This is a genomic window from Pandoraea sp. CB10b_02, from assembly GCF_002216225.1.
Taxonomy (GTDB): Bacteria; Pseudomonadota; Gammaproteobacteria; order Burkholderiales; family Burkholderiaceae; genus Pandoraea; species Pandoraea nosoerga.
Genome location: NZ_NJGW02000005.1, coordinates 192046 through 206050 on the forward strand (window position 1 = coordinate 192046; position 14005 = coordinate 206050).

Annotated in this window: 11 protein-coding genes; 5 read left to right on the forward strand and 6 right to left on the reverse strand. The window is 68.4% G+C overall.

The genetic code is table 11. The annotated features are described in order from the left end of the window. The first annotated feature begins 334 nt into the window (after positions 1–334). Positions 335–2344, forward strand: coding sequence for a propionate catabolism operon regulatory protein PrpR (gene prpR / locus CDN36_RS07625; protein ID WP_287496394.1), 2010 nt, complete (start codon positions 335–337; stop codon positions 2342–2344). Positions 2345–2367: 23 nt separating this feature from the next. Here the strand turns inward: prpR and CDN36_RS07630 are convergent, their stop codons facing one another. From CDN36_RS07630 to CDN36_RS07645, 4 genes are all read right to left on the reverse strand, one after another. Beyond that, positions 2368–2529, reverse strand: coding sequence for a hypothetical protein (locus CDN36_RS07630; protein WP_174966498.1), 162 nt, complete (start codon positions 2527–2529; stop codon positions 2368–2370). 216 nt (positions 2530–2745) lie between these two features. Then, positions 2746–3549 (reverse strand): MetQ/NlpA family ABC transporter substrate-binding protein, encoded by an 804-nt coding sequence (locus tag CDN36_RS07635; protein ID WP_150557512.1) that lies wholly within the window; start codon positions 3547–3549, stop codon positions 2746–2748. Positions 3550–3986: 437 nt separating this feature from the next. After that, positions 3987–4541: a hypothetical protein gene (locus CDN36_RS07640; RefSeq protein WP_287496395.1), complete on the reverse strand. Its 555-nt coding sequence runs from the start codon at positions 4539–4541 to the stop codon at positions 3987–3989. 421 nt (positions 4542–4962) lie between these two features. Continuing rightward, positions 4963–5919, reverse strand: coding sequence for a LysR family transcriptional regulator (locus CDN36_RS07645; RefSeq protein WP_150556873.1), 957 nt, complete (start codon positions 5917–5919; stop codon positions 4963–4965). Between the two features lie 294 nt (positions 5920–6213). Here CDN36_RS07645 and CDN36_RS07650 point away from each other — a divergent pair, with 294 nt between their 5' ends. The 4 genes from CDN36_RS07650 to CDN36_RS07665 are packed head-to-tail and all read left to right on the forward strand — an operon-like array spanning position 6214 to position 10982. Beyond that, a complete protein-coding gene (locus tag CDN36_RS07650; RefSeq protein WP_150556872.1) occupies positions 6214–7542 on the forward strand; it encodes an MFS transporter in 1329 nt (442 codons plus the stop codon). Next, the gene (locus CDN36_RS07655; protein WP_287496396.1) at positions 7539–8318 is read left to right on the forward strand and encodes an SDR family NAD(P)-dependent oxidoreductase; all 780 of its coding nucleotides are present in this window, start codon (positions 7539–7541) and stop codon (positions 8316–8318) included. The genes CDN36_RS07650 and CDN36_RS07655 overlap by 4 nt, the downstream gene beginning before the upstream one ends. A gap of 31 nt (positions 8319–8349) precedes the next feature. Next, positions 8350–10095: a dihydroxy-acid dehydratase gene (ilvD, locus tag CDN36_RS07660; RefSeq protein WP_287496397.1), complete on the forward strand. Its 1746-nt coding sequence runs from the start codon at positions 8350–8352 to the stop codon at positions 10093–10095. Continuing rightward, entirely contained in the window at positions 10092–10982 is an 891-nt protein-coding gene (locus CDN36_RS07665; RefSeq protein WP_287496398.1) for an NAD(P)-dependent oxidoreductase, read from the forward strand. The genes ilvD and CDN36_RS07665 overlap by 4 nt, the downstream gene beginning before the upstream one ends. Before the next feature lie 135 nt (positions 10983–11117). Here the strand turns inward: CDN36_RS07665 and CDN36_RS07670 are convergent, their stop codons facing one another. Beyond that, positions 11118–12722 (reverse strand): ABC transporter substrate-binding protein, encoded by a 1605-nt coding sequence (locus tag CDN36_RS07670; protein ID WP_287496399.1) that lies wholly within the window; start codon positions 12720–12722, stop codon positions 11118–11120. 128 nt (positions 12723–12850) lie between these two features. Further along, positions 12851–13873, reverse strand: a complete 1023-nt coding sequence (locus CDN36_RS07675; RefSeq protein WP_287496400.1) for a 4'-phosphopantetheinyl transferase family protein — start codon at positions 13871–13873, stop codon at positions 12851–12853. Positions 13874–14005 lie beyond the last annotated feature (132 nt).

The window sequence follows — 14005 nt, forward strand, 5'->3', positions numbered from 1 at the left end:
GGGCGTGGCCGCATGCGCCGTGCGGCAGTGCTAACGCCTTCATTTGGCAGCGGAAATCCGGCGCCGGCATGACGCTCACGGCAAGTGCATGTCGCGCAGGAGATGTCGCGGCTCGTCGCACGATGTTTCACATTGAAACATGCAATGAAACAAATCATTGCAATGTGCTACGATCTGTCTCATTCACCCGTTTTCGCCGCCCGACATGCCGAATCGCCCTGCCTCCGGTCTGCCACCGCAAGTCCCACCACCGCGCTCCCCGCACCTGCCGGCTTCCGCGGCCGGCTTGCCGCGCGCCGGACTCGCGCAGCCCGCCACGGCGGTACGCAAGCCCGTGATCTGGGCCGTAGGCATCAGCAAGCTCGGCGAGTTGTATCGCGACATCGTGCCGGACTACGCGGCGCACGCCGAAGTGCAGATCATCGACAAGGGCTACGAAGCGGTGATCGAGGCGCTGGAGCGTCTGCCGGCCGGCAGTGTGGACGGTATCGTCGCCGCCGGCTCGAACGGCGCGTTCCTGCGCGAGCGTCTGGTGCTGCCCGTCGTCCTCGTGAAGGTCACCGGCTTCGACGTCATGCACGCGCTCGGCCGTGCTCGCCGCGCGTTGCCCGCGGACTCGCCGGCCTCGCGCATCGCACTGGTCTCATACGCCCGTCCCGCGCCGGAATTCGAGCGGTTCAGAAGCGCCTTTCATCTCGACGTTGCCCAGCACGCCTACTTCGACGCGCACGATGCCGAAGACCTCGTACATCGCCTGCGTGACGAGGGCATCGAGGTCGTGGTCGGCCCCGGGCTCGTGACCGAACTGGCCGAACGTGCAGGTATGACCGGCGTCTTCCTCTACTCGCAGGACTCGGTGCGCGCCGCCTTCGACACCGCGCTCGAAGTCGCGCGCTTCGGACGCATCGAGGCGCAGCGGCGCGAGCGGCTCGACACGGTGCTGCGACACCTGCACGAGGGTGTGGCGGCGGTGGATCTGAACGGACGGATCGAGGCGATCAATGCGGCGATGGCTGGCATGCTCGGCGTGACGGTAGCCGACGCGGTCGGTCGCCCGCTCGATGCCATCGCACCGGCGCTCGACATCGGGCGCACGCTCGAGAGTGCGAGCGCCGAACTCGAGGCGATCGTGTCGATGGCGGGCAAGACCTGGGTCATCAACCGTATCCCGCTGCTCGACCAGGGCACGCTCACGGGTGCACTGCTCACCTGCCAGGACTCGCAGTCGTTCGCGCGCGTGGACCGTTCGCTGCGCTCGCGCCATCGCCCGCGCCACCTCGTGGCGCGCTACCGGCTCGACGATCTGATCGGCGACTCCGCCGCCATCGCGCACGTCCGCGCGCTTGCGCGCCGTTACGCGCAGACCGATTCCACGGTGCTCGTGCACGGCGAGAGCGGCACCGGCAAGGAACTGCTCGCGCAAGGCATTCACAACGCGAGCCGGCGCCGGGACTATCCGTTCGTGGCGATCAACTGCGCGGCGTTTCCGGAAACCCTGCTCGAGAGCGAGCTGTTCGGCTACGAGGAAGGGGCGTTCTCCGGCGCGCGGCGCGGCGGCAAGGCGGGCCTTTTCGAGACGGCCCACAACGGCACGATTTTCCTGGACGAAATCGGCGAAATGCCGATGCCGCTGCAAACGCGCCTGCTGCGCGTGCTGCAGGAGCGCGAGGTATTGCGGCTGGGCGCGACGGAGCCCGTGCCGTGCGACGTGCGCGTGATCGCCGCCACACACCGCGATCTGCGCCAGCAGGTTGCCCAAGGGCTGTTCCGCGAAGACCTCTATTACCGGCTGAACATCCTGCGCCTGGTGCTGCCGCCGCTGCGCGAGCGCATGGACGACCTGCCGCGCCTCGCCCCGCTCTTTCTCGAACGGGCGCTCGCCCGCGCCGGGGCGCGCATGAGCGTCGACGCGCTGCTCGCCACGCTGCTGCCGCTGCTCGCCACCTATCGCTGGCCGGGCAACGTGCGCGAGCTGGAAAACCTGCTGGAACGAATTGCGGTGGTTTGCGCCGACGTGGTCGACGCGCGCGAGATCAGTCGCGCACGACTCGTCGAGATCGCGCCGGAGCTGGGCCCGAATGCGGCATCCAGCGCCGGGCCGGCGTGGCCCGCGACGCCGCAAGGCGAGGCGGCGGGCACGGCGCCCGCGGCGGGCTTCGCCGGCGCAGTCGCGCACGACGCCGCCGCGCCACTCAGCGGCCGCGCGCGGCGCGCGGCGGCCGAACTCGCGCGCATCCGCACGACGCTCGCCGCCTGCGGCGGTGATCGCGCGGCGGCGTGCGAGGCGCTCGGCATCAGCCGCTCGACGCTCTGGCGAAAATTGCGCGACGCGCCGGGCGACTGAGCCGGACGCATCGCCATGCGCCGTCAGTGCTGGTGACGGATGCGCTCCCACATTTCGTGCCAGTCAAGCCGCTTGTGCGCCGAGGGCTCGTCGTGATGCGTTACCCAGAAGTGATCCACGAGCATGCCGATGGCGAAGCCGACCAATAGCGCCACCAGCATCATCGAGACATTGATCATGGACATGGCAGCCTCCCGCTGATCCGGATCACATCTTCATTCTAGGCCAGCGCTTTCATGCCGGCAGGGGGATTTCGCGGGCCAAGGGAGCCAGCGTGGCCAGGGGGCTCATCGACGCATCGGTCGGCCAGCCGTCGACGGACCATAAAAAAAACCGGGGCCGAAACCCCGGTGCTGCCCATGCGCATGCGCTCACCGGGAAGCGAGCGCCATCGCGATGGCTTACCACGTGGCGATCAGCGCGCCATTGAATTTGGTCTTGATGAACTCCTTCACCTCGTCGGAGTGATAGGCGTCGACCAGTTGCTTGACCCAGGGCTTGTTGGCGTCCTGCGCGCGCACGGCGATCAGATTCGCATACGGGCCTTTCAGGTCTTCGATGGCGATGGCGTCGCGCTGCGGAACCAAACCGGCTTGCGCGGCGAAGTTGGTGTTGATCGACGCGGCGTCGAGGTCGGGCAGCGCGCGCGGCAACTGGGCAGCTTCGAGTTCCACGATCTTCAGCTTCTTCGGGTTCTCGACGATGTCGAGCGGCGTTGCGTTCTTGCCCTCGAGGCCGGCGCGCAGCTTGATCACCCCTTCCTTCTGCAGCAGGAGCAGCGCACGGTTGCCGTTCGACGGATCGTTCTGGATACCGACCTTGGCGCCATTCTTCAGGTCCTTGAGCGACTTCACCTTCTTCGAATAGAAACCCAGCGGCGAGACGTAGGTGAGACCGGCGCTCACGATCTTGTAGCCGCGGTCCTTGACCTGGCTGTCGAGGAACGGCTTGTGCTGGAAGCCGTTGGCGTCCAGATCGCCCGCATCGAGCGCGGCATTCGGCTGTGCGTAGTCACTGAATTCGATGATCTTGATTTCGAGACCGCGCTTGTGCGCGACCTGCTTCACAACCTCGAAGATCTGCGCATCCGAGCCGGCCATCGTGCCGACCCTCAGGGGCTTCTCGGGCGTCTGGGCCGAAACGCCAAAGGCGGCCAGCGCGAACGTAGCGCCGAGCAATGCGTTGATCAGTTGACGGGACAGCATGTGCGATTTCTCCTTTTGCTTATGAACGCCTGTTGGGCGCCTGTTCGGTGTCGGGCGGACCGGATGAGCCCGCGGCGGCCGCGAGCATCGCGACCCAGACCCCGGATGCTGCCACAGATGCGGGTATACGCGAAATACATTATCGGCATTTCCATATCCTCCGCCGGTGGCGATAGCGTCGGTAAATGACAAAAAAAACGCCCCTTCGGACTACCGAAGGGGCGCATCGCCGGGAGAACCGCCTGAGCACGGGCCGGGGGGAGTGGCACGGCTGGCGGGGCACCGCCAGCCGGTCGCGCCAGGAACCAGCGATCAACCTGCAAGACGCGTCGTGCCGTTGTTCTGAATGTCGGCCAGTTCCCGCACGCGCTGTGCCGAACGCGTGCGGGGCCGCCCGTCACTGGCTCAGGGGCACGGCTCTTCGCCGTTCTGACCATTCATCTGGCAGCCCCCGCCGCCACCGAAACCTGCGGGACCGCCGAACGCGGCAAGCCCATTGCCGCCCGCTGCGCCTCCGATACCGATACCACCGGGGCCGCGGGCGCCCACACCGCCACCGCTCGCCCCCGCGCCAACGCCGCCGCCAACGCCGCCACCGGTGCCGCCACCGGTGCCGCCTCCGCTGCCACCACCGCCGCTGCCACCGCCGGTGCCACCGCCGCCACCGCCGCCACCGCCGCCACCGCCGCCGCCACCGCCGCCGCCGCCACCGCCACCGCCGCCGCCGCCGCCGCCGCCGCCGCCACCGCCGCCGCCGCCGCCGCCGCCACCGCCGCCGCCGCCGCCGCCACCCGGGCCGCCGCCGCCGTGGCCACCATGGCCGCTGCCGCAGCCACAGCCGCCGGCACCGCCGATACCGCCGATACCGCCAGTGCCGATGCCGCCTGGGCCACCGAATCCGCCGAATCCTCCCACGCCAATGCCACCGCCGCCAAAACCGATACCGCCCCCTCCGCCGCGCCCGCCGCCGCCACCCGCGGCATGGGACGCATGGATCGAAATGCCGCAAAGCATGACGGCTGCCGCCGCACCCACCAAAGTCGCCTTGAACCCGTTCATGGTTCCCTCCCCGCGCACGTGACGCCTCGTCTCAGAACACGCGGCACCCCGCCATAAGGTGCTGCGTTACGGCCTCAGCGCGTCAACGGGAAAACGCGGGCAATAGGGAACCCGCCCGTGCCAACGTGCACAGGAGAGCCTTGCCAACGACCTGCGGGAATTCCGGGTTGGCGCTTCGCCATACGCGATTCACATACGCGAATTCCGTGCCAATCGCCTCAACCCGTTGATTTGCAAAGAACTAATAACTCAACTTGCGAGATATCGCGACGCATCGTGCGGAAAATGTATCGTTCATGAAACGCTTAAATTCCCGCAGTTCGCCCGCGTCGCACAGGCGCATCGCGCCGCAGGTCAGTTTGCCTCGATCAGTTCCGCCGACGACTCGCGAAGGCATGCAGCGAACAGCTCCGCCGCCGGCGGCATTGTGTCTTCACGCCAATACAGAATCGCTTCGCCCAGGGGCGCGAGCGGCGGGAGGGGCAGCACGCGCATCGTGCCGCGCTGCACGTAGCGCCGCGCGAGCGAGAGCGGCAGGATAGACACGAAGTCGCCGCCACGCAGCAGCGACAGGTTCAGCGCCAGTGAACTGGACTCGATCGCCGGGCGCTGCAGCGCCACGCCGTGCTCGGCCAGAATTTGCGCCATCGTCGCGAAGGCCGGCGAGCCGCGCATCGGCGTGATCCAGCGCATTTCCCGCAGATCGTCCCAACTCACCGGCGTGTCCGGGCCGCCCAGCGCATGCCGTGCGCCGACCACGAAGACAAACGGTTCGTGATGCAGCGATTCGTGCCGCATCACCGGCAAGTGTCCGGCCACGCGATTGCGCCCGAGCGCGAGATCGAGATTGCCCTCGTCCATCATCTTGAGCAGCCGGTCCAGCGTGGCTTCGACGAACGAGAACGATGCCGTGGGCGCGCGGCGCGTGAACAGTTCCACGGCGTGCGCGATTAGCGGTTGCGGAATCGTCACGACCGCACCAAAGCGCACATGCCCGGCCGTGCCGGCCGCGAGCGCGCTGACGTCGCGCCGCGCCAGTTCGATCTGCCGAAGAATCTCGCGGCCGCGCTCGACCAGCACGCGCCCGATGCCGGTGAGCTCGACGGCGTTGCCCACGCGGCGCAGCACCGGCGTGCCGAGCGCCTCTTCGATCTCCGCAATCTGCTTGGAGATGGCAGGCTGCGTGACGTGGAAGGCCGCCGCCACGCGCGTGACCTGACGCAGTTCGCCCAGCGTCACCAGAATGCGCAGGTGCCCGAGCTTCAGGCCGCTGCGAAAAAAACGTTCTATCGAATTGTCGGTCGTGGACATGGCGTGATCTCGAAGACGCCGGAGACGCGGCACGCGCCCCCATAGGCCCGACATCATAACCAAACGGTAATACCGAGTGCGCAAAGTGTGATTTGCCGCCCGGGCGGCTCGCGTCTTACTCTTCGATCGGGCAACGCCGTGGTGTCGGAGTCTTTCACCACCCGAACGGCCGCCGGCGCCGAGAGGCCGGACCGCCCCTGGTGAGACACACGCATAACCGAATGCGCGGCACACCCCGGCGACTGCCCGATAACTCGACGTGCCCGACGGCACGCATTCACGGAGACAACACTCATGAGCACGTCACTTTCCGGCGGCGCGCAGCCGCATGCGGGCGCGGGCGCCATACTGGACCCCGCGCAGCGCGAGGCTCTGTACCGCAAGCTGACCTGGCGCATCATTCCTTTCCTGTTCCTCGCGTTCATCGTCGCGTACATCGATCGCGTGAATGTGAGCTTCGCGAAACTGCAAATGCTCTCGGACCTGTCGCTGTCCGAGACAGTGTACGGGGCCGGGGCGGGCGTGTTTTTTCTGGGCTATTTCCTGTTCGAGGTGCCGAGCAACCTGATTCTGCATCGCGTGGGCGCACGCATGTGGATTGCCCGCATCATGGTCACGTGGTCGATCATCTCGTGCCTCACGATGTTCACGCAGGGCCCGGTGTCGTTCTACGTGCTGCGCTTCGCGCTCGGCGTGGCCGAGGCCGGCTTCTTTCCCGGCATCGTGCTTTACCTGTCGACATGGTTTCCGTCGAGCAAGCGCTCGCAGATCATCGCGCTCTTCATGGTGGCGATCCCGGTCTCGGGCGCCATCGGCGGGCCGGTCTCGGGCTGGATCATGCAGCAGTTCGGCGGTCTGCACGGCTTTGCCGGCTGGCAGTGGCTGTTCCTCATCGAAGGGGTGGCGTCGCTGCTCGTGGGCATTGCGGCGTTTTTCGTGCTGCAGGACCGGATCGAGACGGTGAAGTGGCTGAGCGCCGACGAGAAGCGCCTGCTCGCGCAGGATCTCGCGGCGGACGATCGCACGCGCGCGCATCACAGCGTGCGGCAGGTGTTCGGCAGCGGCAAGGTGTGGCTGCTCGGCCTGCTCTACTTCTGCATCGCGATGGGCAACTACGGCCTCGTGTTCTGGCTGCCGACGATGATCCGCGCGGCCGGCGTCGCCAATCTCGGCAACATCGGTCTGCTCTCTGCGGTGCCCTCGCTGGTGAGCGCGGTGGCGATGATCCTGGTCGCACGCCACGCCGACCGGCATGACGAGCGCCGCGTGCACGTGGCCGTGTGCTGCCTGCTCGGCGCGGGCGGCATGCTCGCATCCGTGCTGCTCGCCGCACATCTGTGGTGGTCGATCGCGGCGCTCATCGTCGCGGCGATCGGCATCAATTCGATCGCGCCGGTGTTCTGGGGCATTCCCACGGCGATGATGGGCGGCGCGGGCGCGGCGGCCGCCATCGCGCTGATCAATTCGACGGGCAATCTCGCGGGCTTCGTCAGTCCGTATGTCATCGGCTTTCTGAAGGACACTACCGGCGAGCTGCTGCCGGGCATGATCGTGCTCGCCTGCGTGCTCGCCGCGGGCGCCGTCATCGTGCTGTCGCTCAAGCCGCAACGGAGCCGGGCATGAGCGCTCCCGTGTGCCTGGTCACCGGCGCCGCGACCGGCATCGGCGCGGCCACCGCCCTGCGCTTCGCTCGCGGCGGCTGGGCGGTGGCCATCAACAATTTCGACGACAGCACCCGCGCGGCGGCCGAAGCCGTCGCCGCGCAGTGCGGCGAGGCCGGCGCGCCGACGCTGGTGATCGACGCCGACGTCGGCGACGACGACGCCTGCCGCCGCATGGTCGAGGCCGTCGCCTCGCGCTGGGGGCGACTCGACGCCCTCGTGAACAGTGCCGGCACGACGCGCGTGATTCCGCACGGCGATCTCGAAGCCCTCGACGCCACCGAGTTCGAGCGCGTCTATCGCGTGAACCTCATCGGCATGTTCCAGATGACGCGCGCCGCCTCCGGCCTGCTGCGCGAGCGCACGGCGGCAGCGCCGTCGGCGTCCGTCGTCAATATTTCGTCGCTGGCCTCGCTCAACGGCACCGGGTCGTCGATCGCGTATGCGGCGTCCAAGGGCGCGGTCAACGCCCTCACGCTGTCGCTCGCGCGCAATCTGGCGCCGCGCGTGCGCGTGAACGCCATTGCGCCGGGCATGGTCGACGACGGGCTGCTGCGCCGCACCCTCGGCGACGACGCTTACGCGCGCGTGCTCGAGAGCATGCGCGAGAACGCACCGCTCGGGCGCGTCTCGCAGCCCTCGGAAATCGCCGAACTCGCCTGGTTCCTGGCCGCGCACGCGCCGGCCATGACCGGACAGGTGCTCGCCATCGAGAACGGGCTGCTGCTCAATACCTGAGCCTCACGACACGATTCAAGGACGTCCCCCAATGACAGACCTGCACAAACATCGCTCGCGCACGGTGACCGAGGGCATCACGCGCACGCCGCACCGCGCCTTCCTGCGCGCCACCGGTCTCGACGACGACGCCATCGACAAGCCGTTCGTGGCCGTCGTCGACACGTTCGGCGAGAACACGCCGTGCTCGATGTCGCTCAACCAGATCTCGGACAACGTGCGGCTCGGCGTGGCCGCCGGCGGCGGCGTGCCGATTCGCGGCTCGGCCATCTCGGTGTCGGACGGCACGTCGATGAACCACTCGGGCATGCGCTTCTCGCTGGTCTCGCGCGAGACGATCGCCGACAGCGTGGAGCTCTTCGTGCGCGCGCACTGCTACGACGCGCTCGTCGGCGTGGCGGGCTGCGACAAGACGCTGCCCGGCATTCTGATGGGCATGGTGCGCGTGAACGTGCCGGGGGTGTTCCTGTTCGGCGGGGCCATGCTGCCGGGCGTGGCGCCCGACGGATCGCAGGCGACGATTCTCACGGCCATCGAAGCGGTAGGCACAGCGCAGCGCGGCGACATGTCGGTCGAGACGCTGCGCGGCATCGAAAAGCGCTGCACGCCGACGGCGGGCTCCTGCCCCGGCCAGTTCACCGCCAATACGATGGCCATGGTGGCCGAAGTCCTCGGTCTTGCACCGCTGGGCTCCGCGATGGTGCCCGCCGTGTACAGCGAGCGCATCGCCATCGCGCGGCGTGCGGGGCAGAACGTCATGCGAGCGCTGCGCAACGGCGGGCCGCTGCCGCGCGATCTGGTCACGCGCAAAAGCCTGGAGAACGCCTGCGCGGCGGTGGCCGCAACGGGCGGATCGACCAACGCCATGCTGCACATCCCCGCCATCGCGCACGAGGCCGGCATACGCTTCACGCTGGACGACGTGTCCGAGGTACTCGCCCGCACGCCGCTCATTGGCGACATGCAGCCGGGCGGCCGTTATCTGGCCGTCGATCTGCACCATGTGGGCGGCGTGCCCGCCGTGCTCAATGCATTGCTCGCCGGCGGCCACATTCACGGCGACACGCTCACGCAAAGCGGCGAGACGCTCGAGGCCGCGCTGCGCGCGTTTCCCGGCCCGGACGGCCGCGTCGTCAAACCGCACACCGAGCCGCTCTCGCCCAACGCCGGGCTCGTGGTGCTGCGCGGCAATCTGGCGCCCGATGGCGCCGCGCTCAAGACGGCCGGCCTCAAGCAACTGGTCTTCTCGGGCACGGCGCGCGTGTTCGAGACGGAAGAAGCGTGCATGGCCGTGGTGTCGGCGCGAACCTACCGCGAAGGCGATGTGCTCGTGATCCGCAACGAAGGTCCGAAGGGCGGGCCGGGCATGCGCGAAATGCTGAGCGTGACGGCAGCAATCTACGGTCAGGGCATGGGAGAAAAGGTGGCGCTGCTCACCGATGGCCGCTTCTCGGGCGCCACGCGCGGCATGTGCATCGGCTATGTCGGGCCGGAGGCGGCCGCGGGCGGGCCGATCGGGCTGCTGCGCGACGGCGACCGCATCCACATCGACGCCATCCGGGGTAAGCTCGAGGTCGAACTCTCCGACGAGGCGCTCGCCGCACGCGCTGCCGAGGCCAAACCGTTCGTGCGCGGCCGCCTTGGCGGCGTGCTCGAGAAGTACGAGGCGCTCGTGCGCCCGGCCAAGTTTGGCGCCGTCACGCATTCAGGCGCGGTGCCGTGGCCCTACGAAGCCTCGGTCGGGGAGGCGTCAACCGTCGAGGACAGGAAACGATGACTCACCCGCGTGTAGGCTTTTGCGGCATCGGCCGCATGGGCGAACCCATGGCGCAACGGCTGCTGGCCGCCGGCCATGAGGTCGCTGTCTGGAACCGTTCGGCGGCCAAGCTCGCGGCCTTGACCGACGCCGGCGCATTGGCGTGCGTGACACCGCAGGCCCTCGGCGAATGCGTGGACGTCGCGCTGCTGTGCCTGGGCGACGGCAAGGCCGTGGAAGACGTGGTTTTCGGCGAGCACGGTCTCGTGCATGCCGCCACGCCGCCGCGTTATCTCGTCGATCATTCGACACTCTCGCCCGCCCTCACGCGCACGCTCGCGAAACGCTGGGCCGAGGCGACGGGCCACGTCTGGATCGACGCGCCGGTCTCCGGCGGCACCGGTGGCGCCCAGGCGGGCACGCTCGCGATCATGGCCGGGGGTCCGGCCGACGCCATCGAGGCCGTCACGCCGGTGCTGCGTGCTTTCGCTGCGCGCGTGACGCGCATGGGTGACGTGGGCGCCGGCCAGACGACGAAACTTGCCAATCAGGCCATCGTGGCAACCACGCTCGCCGGGCTGGCCGAGGCCTTCGTGCTGGCCAAGCGCAGCGGCATCGACACGGCAGCCGTGCCGTCGGCGTTGCAGGGCGGGTGGGCCGATTCGGTGCTGCTGCAAACGCTCTGGCCGCGCATGGTCACGCCACCCGAGCACGCGAGCGGGACCGTGCGCGTAATGCTCAAGGATCTCGATGCGATTGCCGAACTGACGCACACGAGCGCGACCGTGCAACGCGTGTTGCCTGAAGTGCGCCGTCTGCTCAAGGACGCCGCGCAGCGCGGCATGGCGGACTGGGATCTGTCGCAGATTTTCCGGATTGGCGAAGCGGAGAGCGCACCGCACGCCTGAGCCCCTTGGTCACCGGGGCCAGGCCGCGCGGGCCGCGCGCCCGCGTAGCGCCGTCGAACCACCGGCTTGCGGCGGCGGCCGGGGCGCCGACGGCCGCATCCCGGCATGACCGCCGGGAGGTGCGGCTCTGGCGGCTTACTTCACTTTCACGCTCGCGAAGTTCTGGCGGCCGAACGGGCTGACCTGATAGCCCGTGACTTCGGCACGCGTGATCACCGCGGCCACCGGATGCGCCAGCGGAATCCACAGCGCGTCTTCCTTGATGGTCTTCTGCGCGGCCTGGTACTTGGCGGTGCGTGCGGCAATGTCGTGCGTGCGCTTGCCGTCGCTGATCAGCTTGTCGAGATTGGCGTCGCAGAAGCGGGCGAAGTTCGTGCCCGACGTCACGGCCGCGCAACTGAATTGCGGCGTGAGGAAGTTGTCGGGATCGCCGTTGTCGCCCGACCAGCCCATGAACAGCAGATCATGCTCGCCGGCCTTGCCGCGGCGGATGAGCTCGCCCCACTCGACCGTCTTGATCTGCGCGCGCACGCCGATCTTCGCCAGGTCGCTTTGCAGCATCTCGGCGCCCACGCGCGGGTTCGGGTTGAGCAGGCTGCCGCCCGGACGCGTCCAGATCGTCGTCTCGAAACCCTCGGGCAAACCCGCCTCGGCGAGCAGCTTCTTCGCCTTCTCGACGCTGTGCGGATAGTCCGCGATGTTCTTCGCATAGCTCCACGTATTCGGCGGATACACGTTGACCGCCGGCGTCGCCGTGCCCTCGAAAACCTGCTTCACGTAGCTCGGCTTGTCGAATGCGATGTTCAGCGCCTGGCGCACGCGCACGTCGTTGAGCGGCTTGTGCTGCGTGTTGATGGCGACGAAGGCCGTCATGAACGCGGGCGTCTCCACCACGCGCAACGCCTTGTCGCTGCGCGCGGCCTGCACGTCGAGCGGCTTGGGCGAGAGCGCGATCTGGCACTCGCCCACCTTGACCTTCTGCGCACGCACGGCGGCGTCGGGCACGATCGTGTAGATGAGGCGCTCGGAAGCGGGTGCGCCGCCGAAGTAGGCCTTGTTGGCATCGTAACGCACGACGCAGTCCTTCTGATAGCTGCGGAATACGAACGGTCCGGTGCCGATCGGACGTGCGTTGAGGTCGTCGGTCCTGCTCGCGGCAATGAGCTTGTCCGCATACTCGGCCGAGTAGATCGACGCGAAGCCCATCGAGAGCATCGACAGGAACGTGGCCTCGGGCTCGGACAGTGTAAAGCGCACCGTATTGGCGTCGACCTTCTGCACGGACTTGATCAGCTTGCCGAGCGAGAGCGACTGCGCGTGCGGGAAACCCGACGGCGTGAGCTTGTGCCACGGCGCATTGTCGTCGAGCATGCGATCGAAGGTGAAGACGACATCGTCGGCGTTGAACGGCCGCGTCGGCTTGAAAAGATCGTTGCTGTGGAAGCTGACGTTCGGGCGCAGCGTGAACGTGTAGGTCAGACCGTCGGGGCTCACTTCCCACTTGGTCGCCAGGCTCGGCACCACCTTCGCTTGCGCGGCGTCGAATTCGACCAGGCGGTTGAATACCGGGTCGGCGGACGCGTTGGTCGTGGTAAGCGAGTTGTAGCGCACGACGTCGAAGCCTTCGGGACTGGCTTCGGTGCATACGGTAAGGGCTTTGGCGTGAGCCGCGAGCGGGACGAGCGGCAGTGACAGGACAGTCAGAACGGCGGCGAGAGTATGACGCGAGCTACGACGCATGAGCTTCTTCTCCAGGAAGTCGATGGCGGATGGCACAACAACGGCGCAGAATAGCGCAAATTCAGGACACCTGCCGTTCTCGCGCCGCATATCCATATATCGACGGTGCGCAATGCCTAAGCCGCCCGTCAATTCTGCCAACCGAACGCGCACACCCGGTGCACGAAGCTGTCGCTCGCGACAACCACCGTCAGGCGCGAACTCACGGACATGTCGTAGAGATATCGCGTGCGTCCTGCGTAGGGCACGCTGACGTAGGGATGGGCGAGCAATGGTATGTCGGCGCCCGGTGCGCACGCGTCCCCTTGGCTTGCGCCACTTTCTGCGCCCCCTCCGACCCCTCCGACCCCTTCGCTTCCCTCGCCCGCCAGGCGGGCCAGGCACAGCCGGTGTGCCGCGTCCCGCGACCGTGCGAGCGGGTTGTCCGGCGCCCCGGCCGCCGCCGAGGGTGATGCCCCGTCGGCGCCGCCCGGTGCGGGCGCATGCGCGGCGAGCGCCAGCGGCCCCTGTCCGAGCGCGACGAAAAGCCATAAGCCAGCGTGCGCCACGTCGATCCAGACCCTGCCCTGCGGCCCGTCGCACACCATCGACGACGCGCCTGGCGTGGCGTCCGGCACGGGCGCCTGGGCGGGCGGGCAGCGGAACCAGCGGCCAAAGATCCAGCGCATCGCAATGCGCTCGGCAAGAAAGCGATGGCGCATCTGCGTGCGTGGCAAGCGCCGCGCGTGCGCGTGTTCGGGCGTCGAAAGCCAGGTGGCGCCATCGTCGGGGCCGCCGGCGGCCGCGCCTGTCGCGACGAACGGGCGCCCGGCGAGCAAAAAGCGCCAGAGCCACAGTTCGTCGCCGGCACAGTGGGGAAGCGGTGACGAGGCGGCCGCGGCGGCTCCGCTTGCTGCCCCACCTGCTGCCCCACCTGCTGCCCCGCCTGCTGCCCCGCCTGCTGCTCCGCTTGCTGCGCCGCCTGCTGCCCCACCCACCGCGCCACTTGCTGCCCCGGCCGCGTCACGGCCCGCGAGGGCGCGGGGGCGCCCGCTGCCCGTCAGCTTCCGCTCGCCCTGCCCGAATTGCCCCAGCGGCACATACATGAGCGACGGCGTCGGGATCGAGGCCACGCGCGGCGTCAGATCGAGTGTTCGTTTCAGCATCAACATTTACGGCCTCCACGGACGAGGTCTCCCATGACGCCGCCCGCGCTTGCCTCGGTGCGCCCGGCCTCGCTTGCGAGCATCGGGCGCGTCGGGGCCGGCGCGGGCGCCGGACAACGGTGCGTCATCGGCGGCCAT